The 15241-nt window shown below is 69.6% G+C and carries 14 protein-coding genes; 7 read left to right on the top strand and 7 right to left on the bottom strand.

Translation table 11 applies throughout. The features are described 5' to 3' along the window. Positions 1–2 precede the first annotated feature (2 nt). On the bottom strand, positions 3–1514 hold the full coding sequence (locus T336_RS0115170) for an NADH-quinone oxidoreductase subunit L (protein ID WP_035226159.1): 1512 nt from the start codon (positions 1512–1514) through the stop codon (positions 3–5). Positions 1515–1590: 76 nt separating this feature from the next. Between T336_RS0115170 and T336_RS0115165 the strand changes: the two genes are divergently transcribed. The 4 genes from T336_RS0115165 to T336_RS0115150 all read left to right on the top strand — a co-directional run bounded on the left by T336_RS0115165 (position 1591) and on the right by T336_RS0115150 (position 6766). Continuing rightward, positions 1591–2469: a LysR family transcriptional regulator gene (locus tag T336_RS0115165; protein ID WP_026433189.1), complete on the top strand. Its 879-nt coding sequence runs from the start codon at positions 1591–1593 to the stop codon at positions 2467–2469. Between the two features lie 49 nt (positions 2470–2518). Next, positions 2519–2878, top strand: coding sequence for a hypothetical protein (locus T336_RS0115160; RefSeq protein ID WP_019702798.1), 360 nt, complete (start codon positions 2519–2521; stop codon positions 2876–2878). A 123-nt stretch (positions 2879–3001) separates the two neighbouring features. Continuing rightward, positions 3002–5215 (top strand): TonB-dependent receptor, encoded by a 2214-nt coding sequence (locus T336_RS0115155; protein WP_026433188.1) that lies wholly within the window; start codon positions 3002–3004, stop codon positions 5213–5215. 12 nt (positions 5216–5227) lie between these two features. Continuing rightward, the gene (locus T336_RS0115150) at positions 5228–6766 is read left to right on the top strand and encodes a PepSY domain-containing protein (RefSeq protein WP_026433187.1); all 1539 of its coding nucleotides are present in this window, start codon (positions 5228–5230) and stop codon (positions 6764–6766) included. 111 nt (positions 6767–6877) lie between these two features. Here the strand turns inward: T336_RS0115150 and glmS are convergent, their stop codons facing one another. Then, positions 6878–8767 (bottom strand): glutamine--fructose-6-phosphate transaminase (isomerizing), encoded by a 1890-nt coding sequence (glmS, locus tag T336_RS0115145; protein WP_019702801.1) that lies wholly within the window; start codon positions 8765–8767, stop codon positions 6878–6880. A 179-nt stretch (positions 8768–8946) separates the two neighbouring features. On the opposite strand from glmS, the gene T336_RS0115140 reads away from it, so the two are divergent. Both T336_RS0115140 and T336_RS0115135 read left to right on the top strand, forming a co-directional pair. Then, positions 8947–9477: an Lrp/AsnC family transcriptional regulator gene (locus T336_RS0115140; protein ID WP_026433186.1), complete on the top strand. Its 531-nt coding sequence runs from the start codon at positions 8947–8949 to the stop codon at positions 9475–9477. Between the two features lie 19 nt (positions 9478–9496). After that, positions 9497–10405, top strand: coding sequence for an EamA family transporter (locus T336_RS0115135; protein ID WP_244883961.1), 909 nt, complete (start codon positions 9497–9499; stop codon positions 10403–10405). An 11-nt stretch (positions 10406–10416) separates the two neighbouring features. Here T336_RS0115135 and T336_RS0115130 read toward each other — a convergent pair whose 3' ends face one another. The 3 genes from T336_RS0115130 to T336_RS0115120 form a co-directional block, all read right to left on the bottom strand. Continuing rightward, complete coding sequence (locus tag T336_RS0115130; RefSeq protein WP_026433184.1) at positions 10417–11238, bottom strand: sensor histidine kinase; 822 nt, start codon at positions 11236–11238, stop codon at positions 10417–10419. A 14-nt stretch (positions 11239–11252) separates the two neighbouring features. Then, on the bottom strand, positions 11253–12683 hold the full coding sequence (gene glmU / locus T336_RS0115125; protein ID WP_026433183.1) for a bifunctional UDP-N-acetylglucosamine diphosphorylase/glucosamine-1-phosphate N-acetyltransferase GlmU: 1431 nt from the start codon (positions 12681–12683) through the stop codon (positions 11253–11255). Between the two features lie 89 nt (positions 12684–12772). Beyond that, positions 12773–13543 carry a Crp/Fnr family transcriptional regulator gene (locus tag T336_RS0115120; protein ID WP_019702806.1) on the bottom strand — a complete coding sequence of 257 codons (771 nt, stop codon included), beginning with the start codon at positions 13541–13543 and terminating at the stop codon, positions 12773–12775. Between the two features lie 136 nt (positions 13544–13679). Here T336_RS0115120 and T336_RS0115115 point away from each other — a divergent pair, with 136 nt between their 5' ends. Continuing rightward, a complete protein-coding gene (locus tag T336_RS0115115; protein ID WP_019702807.1) occupies positions 13680–14093 on the top strand; it encodes a BLUF domain-containing protein in 414 nt (137 codons plus the stop codon). A 57-nt stretch (positions 14094–14150) separates the two neighbouring features. On the opposite strand, the gene T336_RS0115110 is transcribed toward T336_RS0115115, so the two are convergent. After that, positions 14151–14522: a DUF2917 domain-containing protein gene (locus T336_RS0115110; RefSeq protein ID WP_026433182.1), complete on the bottom strand. Its 372-nt coding sequence runs from the start codon at positions 14520–14522 to the stop codon at positions 14151–14153. A gap of 138 nt (positions 14523–14660) precedes the next feature. Next, on the bottom strand, positions 14661–15146 hold the full coding sequence (locus tag T336_RS0115105; RefSeq protein ID WP_026433181.1) for a DUF2917 domain-containing protein: 486 nt from the start codon (positions 15144–15146) through the stop codon (positions 14661–14663). Positions 15147–15241: the final 95 nt, after the last annotated feature.

Here is a 15241-nt window from a genome sequence, read left to right as displayed (position 1 = left end):
TGTCAGATCGCGGCGGGGCGGGAAGCAGGCGGTGTGGCCGGCGTGGGCGTCCAGCGGCGCGGCCACAGGCGCAGGCTCCAGCGGGTGTAGAACTCGTCGAGATAGAAGCCGGCGTAGCTCCAGCGGCGCGCCGTGAGCAGTGCCTGCGGGCGCATCTGCAGCGCGACGAGCACGGCGTAGAGCACGGCCATGCCGGCCAGGGCCAGGAAGCCCAGCACGTCGTGCGGCGCGTCGTGCAGGCCCAGCGGCAGCGCGTGGGCGGCGCGGGCCACGGCCGTCAGCACCGCCGTGGCGGCCAGGCCCGCGGCCAATTGCCGCAGCCCCGGTGCCCACAGCAGCGGCGCCCAGGCCAGCGCCATCACGCCCGTCCACCACAGCGGCCAGCCGCCGCCCACCGCCGCCACGACCGCCCCGGCCAGCAGCGGCGCCGCCAGCAGGCTGGCGCGGGCCGGCAGCTGCGGCGGCCGCAGCGCACGCGCCCGGGTCTGCCGCACCACGTCGGACGCGGCCAGGAAGGCATGCGCCTTGTAGATGGAATGGCCCAGCAGGTGCAGCGCCGCGAGGGTGTAGAGGCCCAGGCCGCATTCGACCAGCATGAAGCCCATTTGCGCGACGGTGCTCCAGGCCAGCCGCACCTTGATGCTGATGCGGGTGAGCATCACCAGGCCGGCGCCCAGCGCCGTCGCCAGCCCCAGCGCAACGAGGAGGGCGCGCGCCGGCATGGCGTGTTCCAGCAGCGGCGCGCAGCGGATCAGCACCACGCCCCCCAGGTTCACGACCCCGGCATGCAGCAGCGCCGACACGGGCGTGGGTGCCTCCATCACCTGGATCAGCCAGCCGTGCACCGGCATCAGCGCGGTGCGCAACACGACGGCGGCCACCAGCAGCACGGCAGCCACCTGCAGCGGCACGGACAGGCCCGCGGCCTGCACATGGGCCGCCAGGTCACCCAGCGAGCCGCTGCCCACCGCATGCCAGCTCAGCGCCGCGGCAGCGACCAGCAGCCCGTCGGCCGCGCGGTCGGCCACGCGCTTCTTGTGCGCGGCCAGCAGCGCGAACGGGCGGTCCGCATAGAAGCACAGCAGCCGCTCCAGCGCCAGGCCGATGCCGGCCCAGGCTGCTATCAGCACGGCCCAGTGGTCGGCCAGCAGCAGCACCTGCACGCCACCCAGTACCGCGGCCAGCGCGGCGGCGTAGCGGGCCTGGCGCGGCTCGCCCTCCAGGTAGCGGGCCGAGAACACGCCCACCACCCCGCCCAGCGCCTGCACCAGCACCGCGACGGCGGTGCCCGGCAGCGTCTGGCGCAGCCAGGGGGCGGGCGGTGCAGAGGCTCCGGAGATCAAGCCGGCCATTGCGGCCACCGCACCCACCAGGCCCAGTGCAGACGCCGCGTGCAGCGCAACCCAGGCAGGTCGCACCGCACCCCGGTGAAGCGACAGCCCGGCCGCGGTGCACAGCATCAGCGCCGCGGGCAGCAGCGCGGCGGTGGAGAGGAAAAAGTCGAGGTCTTGCATGGGTCGCCATGGTGGCCACCCGCACATGTTCTGTAAAATTCATTAAAAGAAACAGATTGATCTTTTAAAGAGAACAATGCGCCTCGAGCAGCTCAACTTTCACCACCTTTTCTACTTCTGGCGGGTGGCCAAGCTGGGCCACCTGACACGGGCGGCCGAGGAGGTCCATGCCTCGCAGTCGGCGCTCTCTGCCCAGATCCGCCAACTGGAGGAACGGCTGGGCGAGCCGCTGTTCACGCGCGAGAACCGGCGGATGGTGCTGACCGAGGCGGGGCAGGTCGTGCTGTCGTATGCCGAGGACATCTTCGGCCTGGGCCAGGAACTGCTGGGGCGGCTGCAGGGCCGCAGCCAGGGGATGACCCGGCTGCGCGTGGGCGCGGTCGCCACCATGTCGCGCAACTACCAGGAGAACCTGCTGCGCCCGCTGCTGGCCGACCCCGACGTGGTGCTGACCCTCGAATCGGGCCTGCTGGACGACCTGCTGCAGCGGCTGCTCGAGCACCAGCTGGACGTCGTGCTGGCCAACCAGAGCGTGCCGGCCGACCCGGGCCGGCCCCTGCACTGCCGCTTCCTGGCCAGCCAGGCCATCTCGATCGTGGGCCCGGCCCACCGCTGGCCGGCCGGGGGCCTGCGCGTGCCGCATGACCTGCACGGCATGGACATCGCCCTGCCCGGCCCCCGCCATGCCGTGCGCGGGCCTTTCGACGCACTGTGCGCTTCGGCCGGCGTGGCACCGCGCCTGCGCGCCGAAGTGGACGACATGGCCCTGCTGCGCCTGATCGCCCGCGACAGCGGCTGGCTGTCGCTGCTGTCCGAGGTGGTGGTGCAGGACGAACTGAAAAGCGGGCTGCTGGTGATCGCCGGCCAGTCGAGCGAACTGACCGAGAGCTTCTACGCCATCACGGTGCCGCGGCGGCACCGGGTGGAGGCGCTGGAGAAGTTGCTGGGCGTGTGAGCCGCCCGGCGTGCTCCGTCCTCCTTCCCCAAGCGGGATAATTCCTGCGATGCACCTCCTGCGTACGCTCACCCTCCTGCCAAGGCTTGCGCTGGCGTGGTTCGCGTTGTCGCTGGGCGTGGCGGCAGCTTCTCCATTCATCCATCCGCAGATGGTGGAGATGGTCTGCAGCGACGGCGCCACCGTCAAACTGGTTCTCACCACAGACGAAGGCACGCAGGAACTGGATGCCACCGCCATGCACTGCGCACTCTGCCTGCCCACGGGTGCGCCTCCTCCCCATCCGGTGGTCCCGGCGGTCTCCATGCCGCTGCCGCTGGCGCATGCCTTCCAGTCGATTCCCGCTGCACGTATCGCAGCGGCCACCGCCGCCCCTCTGCCAGGGCGCGGTCCACCCGTGCATCCCTGAACTGAACCTCCTGGAGCCTTGACGCAAACCTGCGTCTCCACGCTCTTCACTCATTCAGCGGCCACGGTCTTCCTGCCCTCTCATGCGAGCAAGGCGGGGCTGTGTGCCATCGCACGGATTTTTATGCCCGCTTCTGACATCGGCACCGGCGCAGCGCGCGCCTGGTCCACGCTTCCTCTTGCCTATTGCGCCCTGACCTGGGCCTCCATCACCTTGCTGTTGCAACCGGCACCTGCGTGTGCCCAGGTGCCGGATGCGACGCTTCCGGAGGTGAGCGTGCGCGGCGACCAAGCGACCCCGACCGGCCGGCTCAACCTCGATGCCCCCGCGGAAACGGGCAGCCGCCTCGGACTCACCGCCCGGCAGACTCCAGCCACCGTCACGGTGGTGGACCGCGCCGCCATCGATGCCCGAGGGGCGCAGGACACGCAGGAAATCCTGCGCGCCATACCCGGCGTGACCGCGCACAACGCGCCGGGCAGCATCGGCGTGAGCTACCGTGGATTCAGTGGTGCTTCACTCAGCCAGCTCTTCAACGGCATCAACGTCCAGTACACGATCGCAGCGCGGCCGGTAGACAGCTGGATCTACGACCGTGTGGAAGCCATCGGCGGCGCATCGGGCTTCCTGTACGGCGCCGGCGCCGTGGGCGGAACGATCAACTACATCACCAAGGTGGCCGAGCGCACCGACTTCACCGAAGCCCAGCTGCGCCTCGGCAGCCATGGCCTCAAGGAAGCTTCGTTCGGCATCAACCGCCGCATTGCCGGTGATGGCGTCCAGGCCGGCAGCCACTACATGCGTTTCGATGCCAACCACCGCGATACCGACAGCTGGACCGACGGGACGGGATCGCGTTCCACGCAGGTCGCCGCGTCGCTGCTGTCGGACCTGGGCGGCGGCCTCTCTCATGTGCTGGCCTACGAATACCAGGATGAGCACGTGGACCGGCCCTACTGGGGCACGCCGGTCCTCAACCCCGCCGCCGGCCGGCTGCGCGTGGATCCGGGCATCCGTTTCAAGAACTACAACGCGGCCGATGGCATCTACGCCCAGCGCGTCCAGTGGCTGCGGTCCGTCGCCGACTGGCGCCTGGACGACGCCCTGCAGTTCAGGAACACCTTCTACGTCTACGACGCGCTGCGGGACTACCGCAACGTGGAGAGCTATCGCTACAACCCCGGCAACACCGGCGTCATCCGCTCCGGAACGCTGCTGCAGCGCCACGACCAGGGCGTGGTCGGCGACCGTTTCGAGGCGATCTACAAGGGGCAATGGGCCGGCAGGAAGAGCGACTGGGTCGGCGGCATCGACGTCAGCCGCAACCGCCAGACCCGCTTTCCCAACAGCATCGCAGGGACGGTCAGCACGGTCGATCCCTACCGATTCACGACCGAGAACTTCTTCTCCATCGCAGGGACTTCCCCCGCGTTCAATCCGGACCGTGACAACCAGGTCACCACGGTCGCGGCCTACCTGGAGAACCGGACGGTCCTGGTGCCCACGGTCAGCCTGGTGACGGCACTGCGGCACGAGCGCATCGACCTCGACCTGACCAATCGCCGCGCAGTGACGGCGTCGGCCCCTGCGCGCTTCAGCCGAAGCTACCAGCCGACGACCGGGCGCATCGGCCTGGTATGGGACTTCGCCCCCGACGCCAACCTCTATGCCCAGTACGCGACAGCGGCCGACCCACCCTCCGGCGTCCTGTCGACGGCATCCTTCGCCGACGTGGCGAACAACAGCAGCCTCACCACGGGACGCCAGTTCGAGGTCGGCAGCAAGATGGACTTCTGGGACGGAAAGGGCTCCGCCACACTGGCGGTATACCGCATCACGCGCAACAACATCGCCTCGCAAGACCCCGCCAATTCCGCGCTGACGGTGCTGGTGGGCGAGCAGTCCTCCAGGGGAGTGGAACTGGCCGTCGGCCTGCAGGTGACGCCACGCTGGTCGGTGCAGGGCAATGTCACCTCCGTGGATGCCAGGTACGACCGCTACACGCAGGGCGGCGTCTCCCTCGCCGGCAAGACCCCCACCAACACGCCGTCCCAGGTGGCGAACCTCTGGAACACCTACCGCTTCTCCCCGCAGTGGTCAGGGATCGTGGGCGTGCGCCACGTGGGCCGGGTCTATGCCGACGCGGCCAACACCCTGGCTTGGCCCCGCTACACGCTGATCGACCTGGGCCTGAGCTACCGAGTCACCAAGACTGTGTCCGTCGTGGGCCGCATCCGCAACGCGACGGACAGGATCTACGCGGCCAATGCCGGCACCACCCAGGTCTACCTGGGTGCGCCACGCACGGCGGACATTACGTTGCGCGCCGCATTCTGACCCGGAAGCACCATGCACGGCATCAAACGCTGGGTGTTCCTGGCCCATCGCTGGCTTGGCATCGTGGTGTGCGCGTTCTTCGCCATGTGGTTCGTTTCCGGCGTCGTGATGATGTACGTGGGCTATCCCAAGCTCACATCCTCGGAACGGCTCGCACACCTTCCCGTGCTGGAGGCCCCGGCGCGATACCTGGGCCCACGGGAAGCGCTGGACCGCGCGGGGGTTTCCGGCCCGCTGCAGGACCTGCGCCTGCTGGCGTCGCGTGGCGGCCAGCCGGTATACCTTGCGGTCCCTTTGGACGGCGCCGCTCCTGCGGGCAAGCGCCGTCCGCCGGGCGCGGGAACGGTCGCCATCGATGCCTTCACGGGCGCGGTGCTGCGGGAAGCGGGCCGGGCCGAGGCCCTGGCGAGTGCAGCGGCCTACGCCGGCGTGCCGTCGGTGCCCATGGAATATGAAGGATCCATCGATGAGGACGCAATGACGCATTCCCGTGGACTGGATGCCCACAGGCCTTTGCACCTGGTGCAACTGCACGACCTGCAGGGCACGCGGCTCTACATCTCGGGCAGGACGGGCGAAGTGGTGCGCGATGCGACCCGTACCGAACGCAGCTGGAACTACGCGGGCGCCTGGATCCATTGGCTCTATGCCTTCCGGGGCAATGCGTTCGACAGGTGGTGGGCCGACATCGTGAACGGGCTGTCCATCGCAGGTATCGCCGTGGCCCTCACCGGCATGGTTATCGGAGTCCTGCGGTGGCGGTTCACGCGGAGATACAGGAGCGGGTCGCGTTCGCCGTACCAGGGTGCGCTGATGCGCTGGCACCATGTCGCGGGCCTGCTCTTCGGCGTGATCACGCTCACATGGGTGTTCAGCGGCCTGATGTCCATGAATCCCTGGAAGGTGCTCGATAGCGCGGCGCCGCCCCTGCGCACCCAGGCCATGGACGGCGGGCCGTTGCAGGTGGCGGCCACGGCGGCATCTCCCGGCGCACTGCTGGCGACCGCCGGGCCCTCGATCCGCGAATTGCGCTGGACCCGCACTACCGGACAAGACCTGGTGCTTGCCAGCAGCCCCGCTGGAAGACCTGTCGTGCTCGATGCGGCCACGGCGGCAGTCCGTGTACTCGACCGGTCTGAAACCCTTGCTGCCGCTGGCTTGCTCGTGCCGGCACCGGTCAAGGCAGTGGAGACGCTGGACGCATACGACCTCTACTATTACCAGCGATCACCTCACACCATGACGGGCGGCGGCGACAAGCCCTTGCCGGTGGTGCGCATCCTTTTCGACGATCCCCACCAGACCTGGGTGCACCTGGATCCGGTCACCGGGGCGGTGATCAGCCGAAGCGACCGCACGCGCCGGACGGGGCGTTGGCTGTTCGCCATGTTGCACAGCTGGGACTGGCTCCCCCTGCTGGATCGCCGCCCCCTGTGGGACATGCTGATGGTGCTGTTCAGCGCGGGAGGGGCCGCGCTCAGCCTGACGGGTGTCGCCATCGGATGGAAGCGGCTGGGCCGGAAGCTGGGTCGGCCCGCGGCCCGGCGGTGATCATGGCGCGCCGTAGCCTCACGGTACGGCGAAACGAGCGTTGGCCCACCCGGCCCGCCCGGATGGCCGGCCGCGGGCCTCGCGGGAGCCCAGCGCGTGGCGCGTTCTCCCTCACTCCACCGTCACGCTCTTCGCCAGATTCCGCGGCTTGTCCACGTCCGTCCCGCGCGCACAGGCCGTGTGGTAGGCCAGCAGCTGCAGCGGCACCACGTGCAGGATCGGGCTGAGCGCGCCGTAGTTCTCCGGCATGCGGATCACGTGCATGCCTTCGGAGGTATCGATGTTGGTCTTGGCGTCGGCCAGCACGTAGAGCACGCCGCCGCGGGCGCGCACTTCCTGCAGGTTGCTCTTGAGCTTTTCCAGCAGTTCGTCGTTGGGCGCAACGGTCACCACGGGCATGCTGCTCGTCACCAGGGCCAGGGGGCCGTGCTTGAGCTCGCCGGCCGGATAGGCCTCGGCGTGGATGTAGCTGATCTCCTTGAGCTTGAGCGCGCCTTCCAGGGCGATGGGGTAGTGCACGCCGCGGCCCAGGAACAGGGCGTTCTCCATCTTCGCGAAGTCCTCGGCCCAGCTGATGATCTGCGGCTCGAGCGCGAGCACGCCCTGCAGCGCCACGGGCAGGTGGCGCATGGCCTGCAGGTGGCGGGCTTCCTGCTCTTCGTTCAGGCGGCCGCGCGCCTGCGCCAGCGCCAGCGTGAGCAGGAACAGCCCCGCGAGCTGGGTGGTGAAGGCCTTGGTGGAGGCCACGCCGATTTCCACGCCCGCGCGGGTGATGTAGGCCAGCTTGCATTCGCGCACCATGGCACTGGTGGAGACGTTGCAGATGGTCAGCGTGTGCTGCATGCCCAGGCCCTGCGCATGGCGCAGCGCGGCCAGGGTGTCGGCGGTCTCGCCGGACTGGCTGATCGTCACCACCAGCGCGCGCGGGTTGGGCACGCTGGTGCGGTAGCGGTATTCGCTCGCCACCTCCACCTGCGTGGGAATGCCGGCGATGGATTCGAGCCAGTACTTGGCCGTGCAGCCGCTGTAGTAGCTGGTGCCGCAGGCCAGGATCAGGACGGAATCCACTTCCTTGAACACGCGCCAGGCGGCGGTGCCGTCGGCACCGTCGAACAGCTCGGGCGCCACGCCGCGCACGCCTTCCAGCGTGTCGCCGATGGCGCGCGGCTGCTCGAAGATTTCCTTTTGCATGTAGTGGCGGTACGGGCCCAGTTCGGCCGCGCCGCTGTGGGCCAGCACGGTGCGCACGGGGCGGCTCGCGGTGTCCAGGGGCTGGCCGTCCTTGCCGGCGATCCAGTAGCGGCCCAGCTGCAGATCGACGAGGTCGCCCTCTTCCAGATACACGATCTGGTCGGTGACGCCGGCCAGGGCCATGGCATCGCTCGCCAGGAAGTGCTCGCCCTCCCCCACGCCCAGGATCAGCGGGGAGCCGGCGCGCGCGCCCACCACGCGGTGGGGCTCGTCCTTGTGGATCACGGCGATGGCGTAGGCGCCATGCAGTTCGGCCACGGCGGCGCGCACGGCCTGGAACAGGTCGCCGCTGTAGTGGCTGTCCACGAGGTGGGCGATCACCTCGGTATCCGTCTGGCTGGTGAACACGTAGCCGCGGGCCTGCAGAGATGCGCGCAGCGCCTCGTGGTTCTCGATGATGCCGTTGTGCACCAGCGCCACGCGGCCCAGGCGCAGCGGCTCGTCCGGACCGGAGCCGTGGCTGAAATGCGGATGCGCGTTGTGCACCGCCGGCGCGCCGTGCGTGGCCCAGCGCGTGTGGGCGATGCCGGTGGCGCCTTCCACATGCTCGGTGCGCACCTGCTCCAGCAGCTCCGCCACGCGCGCCGTGCTGCGGGCGCGCCGCAGGCCGCCCGTGCGGGTGGCGTCCAGGCTCGCGTCGTGGATGGCGACGCCGCACGAGTCATAGCCCCGGTACTCCAGGCGCTGCAGGCCCTGGACGAGGATGGGAACGATGTTGCGCGTGGAAACCGCGCCGACGATACCGCACATGGCCTGAACTCCTGAGGAACGAAAGGCGAAACGATGGACAGACGCCCCAGCCTGCAGGCCGGAACTGCCGCGATATTAGGCAGGGCACAAAGAAATTTCTCGTCATTTTTAGCTATACGAATGAACGAAAATTTCCCACCAAATGCAATTCTGAATTTTCTTTCATAAAATCAGAATCCATGGAAGAAAAATTCCCCGACGACACCGACCTGCAGTTGCTCGACGCCCTGCAGCGCGATGCCTCGCTGAGCAACCAGGCATTGGCGGCGATGGTGCATGTGTCCCCTCCCACCTGCCTGCGCCGCGTGAAGCGGCTGCACGAGGCCGGGCTGATCGAGCGCGAGGTGGCCCTGGTGCAGCCGGACGTACTGGCCCGCCACCTGGGGCACGGCCTCACGGCCATCGTGGAGGTGGTGCTGGACCGGCAGGACGCAGAGCGCATGGAAGCCTTCGAAGCCCGCGCCACCGCAGACGCGGCCGTGCAGCAGTGCTACCGGGTCTCGCCCGGGCCGGATTTCATCCTGGTGGTGCATGCGCCCGACATGCCGGGCTACCTGGCGCTCGCGCAGCGGCTCTTCACCAGCGACGGCAACGTGCGCAACGTGAAGGCCTTCTTCAGCATCAAGCGCAGCAAGTTCGAGCCGCGCCTGCCCTGCCGCAAGGACGGCGCCGAAGGCACGCCTGCGTCCATGCAGCGCAGGCCGGGCTGATGCCATGCAGGAGCCTGCAATGATCTCCCCCGCCCCGCTGCCTCGCCGCCTCGCGATCGGGCTGATCGCCTTGATCAGTTGCACCTTCGCCGCCAACCACGTGGCGGCACGCCTGGCCTTCGACCATGGCACCGGGCTGCTGCTGGCGGTGCTGTGCCGCAGCGGCGCCACCGCGCTGGTGCTGACCGCGCTCGTGGCGTGGCGGCGCCCCGCGCTCTCGATGCCGCCCGGCATGCTGCGCTGGCAGCTGCTGCTGGGCGCGCTGGTGGCCACGCAGAGCCTGTGCCTGTACTCCGCCGTCGCGCGCATCCCCGTGGCGCTGGCCCTGCTGGTATCGAACGTGTGCCCCGTGCTGCTCGCGCTGCTCACCTGGGGCCTGGGCGGGCCGCGCCCCACGCGCCGCGCGGCGGTGGTCATGGCCGTGGCCCTGGGCGGGCTGCTGCTGGCGCTCGATGTGCCCGCGCGCATGGCGGAACTGGGCCGGGACGACGGCGGCGCATGGATCGCCGGCATCGCCTTCGCGTTCACGGCCGCCTGCGTGTTCGCGCTCGCGCTGTGGATCACCGACCACCGCCTCAAAGCAATGCCCGGCATGTGGCGCAGCCTGATGACCGTGGGCAGCGTGTTCGCGCTGATGGTGGCGGCCGGTGCCAGCGGCCTGGTGCCGGGCGGCATGCGCTGGCCTGAAGCAACTCCGGGCTGGTGGGGCCTCGCGGCGCTGGTCGTACTCTACGGCACGGCCTTCACGGCCATGTTCGTCAGCCTGCCCCGCCTGGACATGGCGCGCAACGCCCCCGTGATGAACGCCGAGCCCGTGGCCACGCTGCTGCTCGGGTGGTGGATCCTGGACCAGACGCTGCAGCCCCTGCAATTGGCCGGCGGCGCCGTGGTCCTGGCCGCGATCGTGGCGCTCGGGCGCAAGGGCTGAACCGCGGCGCTTCAGGCCCCGGCCGCGGGCAACACGATGCGCACGCGGCATCCCTGCCCCTCGGCGGAACCGCCCGGCGGTGCAGGCACGGCATCGATGCCGATCTCGCCGCCCATGCGCTCCACGAAGCGCTTCGCCCGTGCCAGCCCGAGGCCCAGGCCCGGGAACTGGCTCACCGGATGCAGCCGCTGGAATACGCCGAACAGCTGCTGTGCGCGCGCCGGCACGAAGCCGACACCGTTGTCGCGCACGCCGATTTCCACACGGCCGTCCGGCAGCGGCCGCGCCTGCAGCACGATGCAGGGCTGCGCCACGGGCCGCGAGAACTTGAGCGCGTTGTCCAGCACCGCCAGCAGCACCTCGTGCAGCAGCGCCGCATCGGCCCGCACCGCCATGCCGCCACAGTCCGGCCACTGCCACTGCACGGTGGCCGGCCATGGGGAAGAACCACCGGGCCCCGCAGCCTCCCGGGGCGCCGCCGCTGCCAGGGCCGCCTCGGCCGCGGCGCGCAGGGCCTCGCCGACCACGACGGCCTGCGGCTGCACGGGGGCAAGCCCCGCCCGCCCCAGCTGGATCAGGCCGTCGATCATCTCGCCCAGTTGCTGGCCGGAGCGGGCCATGGTGTCCAGGAACTGCAGCGCCTCCGGATCGGCATTGCTTTCTTCCACCAGTTCGCGCACCAGCCGCCCGTAGGCCAGTATGTGGCGCAACGGCGCACGCAGGTCGTGCGACACCGCACGCAGGAAGGCCTCCTGCTCCTGCCGCAGCGCCTGCAGCTCGGCCAGCAGCCGATCGCGCTCTGCGCCGGGGTCGGTGGAACCGGCTTCGCCCATAGCGGCGCCGTCCGTCAACCCGGGGCCCGCGGGCCCTTCACGGGCCGCTTCCATTGCTCGATGCTCACCTGCCGTCCGCGCGAGACGCTGAGCACGCCCGGCGGCGTGCTCCTGGTGATGGTCGAGCCGCCGCCCACGGTGCCGCCCGCCCCGATGGTCACGGGGGCCACCAGCACGCAATTGCTGCCGATGTGCGCATCGGCCTCGATTACCGTGCGGTGCTTGTTCGCGCCGTCGTAGTTGGCGGTGATGCTGCCGGCGCCATAGTTCACGCGCTCGCCCACCGTGGCGTCGCCCAGGTAGGCGAGATGGTTGGCCTTGGCGCCGTCGGCCAGGCTCGAATTCTTCACTTCCACGAAGTTGCCGATGTGCACTTCGCGCCCCAGCTGCGCGCCGGGCCGCAGCCGCGCGAACGGCCCGACCAGCGCGCCCTCGCCCACCTGCACGCCCGCGGGCTGCTCGCCGTCGATGTGGGTATAGGGATGGATCACCGCGCCCGCGGCGATGCGCGCATTGGCGATGCAGCAGTGCGCGCCGATGCGCACGCCCTCGCCCAGTTCCACGCGGCCGGAAAAGATGCAGTTCACATCGATTTCCACGTCCTGCCCGCAGGCCAGTTCACCGCGCGCCCCGGTGCGCGGGTCGTCGCGCAGGTCGAAGCGTGCAGGATCCGCCAGGCGCACGCCCTGCTCCATCAGCACACGCGCCTGGGCCAGTTGGTGGGCGCGCTCCAGTTCGGCCAGCTGCAGCGGGCTGTTCACGCCGGCCACCTGCAGCGCGTCGGCGATGCGATGCGCCACCACGGGCACGCCGTCGGCCACGGCCATGGCCACGATGTCGGTCAGGTAGTACTCGCCCTGGGCGTTGTCGTTGGTCAGCCGCGCCAGCCAGCCGGCCAGCAGCCCCGCGGGCACGGCCATGATGCCGCTGTACACCTCGTCGATGGCGCGCTGCGCCTCGGTGGCGTCCTTGTGCTCGACGATGCCGCGCACCGCGCCGTCATCGCCACGCACGATGCGCCCGTAGCCCGACGGGTCCGGCAGGGTCACGGTGAGCAGGGCCAGTTGCCCGCTCCCGCCTGCCGCCACCAGTGCGCGCAGGGTGTCCGCGCGGGTGAGCGGCACGTCGCCGGACAGCACGACCACCGTCCCGTCGCCCTGCAGCGCCGGCACCGCCTGCTGCACGGCGTGGCCGGTGCCCAGCTGCGGCTCCTGCCGCACGCAGCGCACATCCAGCCCGTCCGCCGCGCGGGCGATGAAAGGCTCCACCTCGGCCGCGCCATGGCCCGTCACGACGACGGCGCGCCGCGCCTGCAGGCCGCGCGCCTGGTCGAGCACGTGCCCCAGCAGGGGGCGCCCCGCGAGGCGCTGCAGGACCTTGGGAATGCGGCTTTTCATGCGCGTGCCTTTGCCCGCGGCCATGATGATGACGTCCAGTGCACTCATGGAATATGGATGGAGATGGGATGGGGATGGCCGATTATCCGCCCCGCCGCCCACAGCCCCGCGGCGGCCCGCCAGCCGCCCGCGGGCGGTCACAGCAGGGGCACGGGCCGGGGAATGGCGTCGTAGTATTCCGCGATGCGCGCCAGCGCCCGCGGATTGAGCAGCCGCAGGCGGCCGCCCGAGATTTCGTGCATGCCCATGTCGGCAAGGCGCCGCAGCGTCTTGTTGGTGTGCACCAGCGACAGCCCCAGCGCATCGGCGATGTGCTGCTGGTTGATCGGGAAATCCACCGCCCCGCCCTCCGCCAGGCCCAGGCGGTCCAGGCGGCGGTACAGGTGCACCAGCAGCACCGCCACCCGCTCGATCGCGGAGCGCCGGCCGGCCGTGAGCAGGTTGTCGTCCACCATGCCCTCGCCCCGCGCCGCCAGCCACGTGACCCCGTAGGCCAGGCGCGCATGCTCGCGGAACATCGTCCACAGGCCATCGGCATCGAAGGCGCAGAAAGCGCAGTCCGTCACGGCTTCCACGCCATGCAGGGCGGCATCGGAGAACTCCTGCTGCAGCCCGACCAGGTCACCGGGAAGCAGGAAGTTCAGGATCTGCCGGCGCCCGTCCGAAAGAGTCTTGTAACGAAACGCCCACCCGCTATAGAGCGTATAGAGCCGGCCGCCGGACTGGTGCTCCCGGATCAGGGTGCCGCCCGCCTTGACCAGTTCGACACCGCAGCGGTACGACTGGATGAAGGACAGCTCCTCGCCCGTCGCCGGGGTGAAAGCCTGGGTGCGCTGGCGCAGCCGGCAGGCGCCGCAATGGCGCGGGACCTCCGGTAAAGGCCCAGCGGAAACGACATCGGTACTCATACTGCCAGCGCCTGCGGAGGAAATGGAAAAGGGTGCGGAACAAGAACGCGGCGGCGATTCTAGGCAATCAGCGTGCCTGCAGGCTATGTCTTTTGACATTGCGGCCTAGCGGCGTGTTCTCTAGAGTGGAAAGTCCATGACGCTTTTCCCTCCTCCGCTGACGGCACCGCTCCAGGAAGTGCTCTATGTCAGCACGCTGGCCCCCGGCCAGCCCGTAGGCATCGTGGCCACCATTGCCGCAAAGGCCCGGTTGTCCAACGTCCGGGACGGCATCACCGGCCTGCTGGTGTTCGACGGCCAGCGTTTCTGCCAGCAGCTGGAAGGCCCCCCGGCCATCCTGGCCGTCCTGCTGGAGCGCATCCGCGCCGATGCGCGCCATACCGCGATGGAAGTGCTGCACCAGGCCCCCCTGATGAAGCGCCGGTTCCAGCGGTTCAGCCTCGCCTTCAGCACGCTGGAAGACGAGGATGCGCTGCCCCGCATGGAGTCGCTGGCGGGCAACGAGGCCATGGCGGCCTTCGAGGCGCTGGCCATCGACCTGGAACTGTGAGCGCCGACGGGCGCCCGGGCCCGGCAGGGTCGCCGGGCCTGCCTCCGCAGGCCGTGCTCAGGCGCAGCAGGCCGGGGTACGGGCGGACACCACGCCCTGGCCGGACGCTTCGCTTTTCACTATGCGCGAGATGTCGAAGCGGTACTGCACCACGTCCTTGCCCAGCGGCTCGATGACGGCATGCTGGCCGGCGGCGATCCAGAGCGTCTGGCCGGCATGCAGGACGATGTCGCCCGCGGCCGGGTCGGACTCGCCCGGCAGGCCGTCGTCGATGGTCACCCAGGCACGGCCCGATGCGATGCGCAGCGCCATCGGCACGCGCGGCCGCAGGCTGTGGGCCTGGCCCGAGGCCAGTCGATAGACATCCAGGCCCGAAGAACGGTCACGGACGGCGGATTGTTGAAAATTCAGAACATGTGAAGCAGACATTGCTTTCTCCTGGTAAACCCTGATCTTTTCCCTATTCTTCCTCTCAACCCCTGGGGTCGTCCAATGAAATGCGACGCGGGAAACCATGCGTCTTTCGCATCAATGCACAAACACGACCGTTTCAATGCGTGAGGCGCATCAATGGCGACCCCGCAGCGCCACGGCGGAGGGGATCTGCGCGCTGCCATGCCCCTCCGGCCGGCGCCCGATGGCCGCATTCCCCACGGCCCGGCCCAGCGCCATCAGGGCGCGACCCAGGTCTGCCTGGGCACGGAGCATGTCACCCAGGGCCCGGGCCACGGCGTTCCAGGCAGATGCCACCGGCACGCCCTGCGAGCCCTCCTCCGTCCACAGAAACGACACGCCGCCCGTCCGGGCCGAAGCCGGCCAGGGTTCCAGCACGGCGTGCTGCCCTGCGGCGATCCGGAGCGTGTCGCCCCTGCTCAGGAAAACGTCCTCTTCGCTGGCCGCGCGGCCCGATACCGTCAGCCAGACGCCGCCCTGCACGATTTCCAGCGTCCCGTTGCGCCGCGGCCGCAACCCCGTGGCCTGGCCGCAGGCCAGGCTCCACGCTCCCGCCGGAGCGCACCATTGTTGCGAATCTGGAAAGTTGGATACATCCATGGCCCGTTCTCCATTGCCTTCAAGCTGTTGCCTGGCAAGGAGTTTCTTTTGCAGCGGCCACTCCGGTCCAATGAAAACGCGGCCATAATTTCATG

Origin of the sequence: Paracidovorax oryzae ATCC 19882 (genome assembly GCF_000687165.1) — a bacterium.
Taxonomy (GTDB): domain Bacteria; phylum Pseudomonadota; class Gammaproteobacteria; order Burkholderiales; family Burkholderiaceae_C; genus Paracidovorax; species Paracidovorax oryzae.
Note: the sequence above shows the minus strand (reverse complement) of the source record. Positions and strands in the feature narration are given on the sequence as shown.

Bases quoted from the DNA above. Each gene is read 5' to 3' on its own strand.
- T336_RS0115130 (WP_026433184.1), bottom strand. From the start codon at position 11,238: ATGGGCGAAGCCGGTTCCACCGACCCCGGCGCAGAGCGCGATCGGCTG.
- T336_RS0115155 (WP_026433188.1), top strand. From the start codon at position 3,002: ATGCCCGCTTCTGACATCGGCACCGGCGCAGCGCGCGCCTGGTCCACG.
- T336_RS0115170 (WP_035226159.1), bottom strand. From the start codon at position 1,514: ATGCAAGACCTCGACTTTTTCCTCTCCACCGCCGCGCTGCTGCCCGCG.
- T336_RS0115150 (WP_026433187.1), top strand. From the start codon at position 5,228: ATGCACGGCATCAAACGCTGGGTGTTCCTGGCCCATCGCTGGCTTGGC.
- T336_RS0115140 (WP_026433186.1), top strand. From the start codon at position 8,947: ATGGAAGAAAAATTCCCCGACGACACCGACCTGCAGTTGCTCGACGCC.
- T336_RS0115160 (WP_019702798.1), top strand. From the start codon at position 2,519: ATGCACCTCCTGCGTACGCTCACCCTCCTGCCAAGGCTTGCGCTGGCG.
- T336_RS0115115 (WP_019702807.1), top strand. From the start codon at position 13,680: ATGACGCTTTTCCCTCCTCCGCTGACGGCACCGCTCCAGGAAGTGCTC.
- T336_RS0115135 (WP_244883961.1), top strand. From the start codon at position 9,497: ATGATCTCCCCCGCCCCGCTGCCTCGCCGCCTCGCGATCGGGCTGATC.
- T336_RS0115110 (WP_026433182.1), bottom strand. From the start codon at position 14,522: ATGTCTGCTTCACATGTTCTGAATTTTCAACAATCCGCCGTCCGTGAC.
- glmU (WP_026433183.1), bottom strand. From the start codon at position 12,683: ATGAGTGCACTGGACGTCATCATCATGGCCGCGGGCAAAGGCACGCGC.
- T336_RS0115165 (WP_026433189.1), top strand. From the start codon at position 1,591: ATGCGCCTCGAGCAGCTCAACTTTCACCACCTTTTCTACTTCTGGCGG.
- glmS (WP_019702801.1), bottom strand. From the start codon at position 8,767: ATGTGCGGTATCGTCGGCGCGGTTTCCACGCGCAACATCGTTCCCATC.
- T336_RS0115120 (WP_019702806.1), bottom strand. From the start codon at position 13,543: ATGAGTACCGATGTCGTTTCCGCTGGGCCTTTACCGGAGGTCCCGCGC.
- T336_RS0115105 (WP_026433181.1), bottom strand. From the start codon at position 15,146: ATGGATGTATCCAACTTTCCAGATTCGCAACAATGGTGCGCTCCGGCG.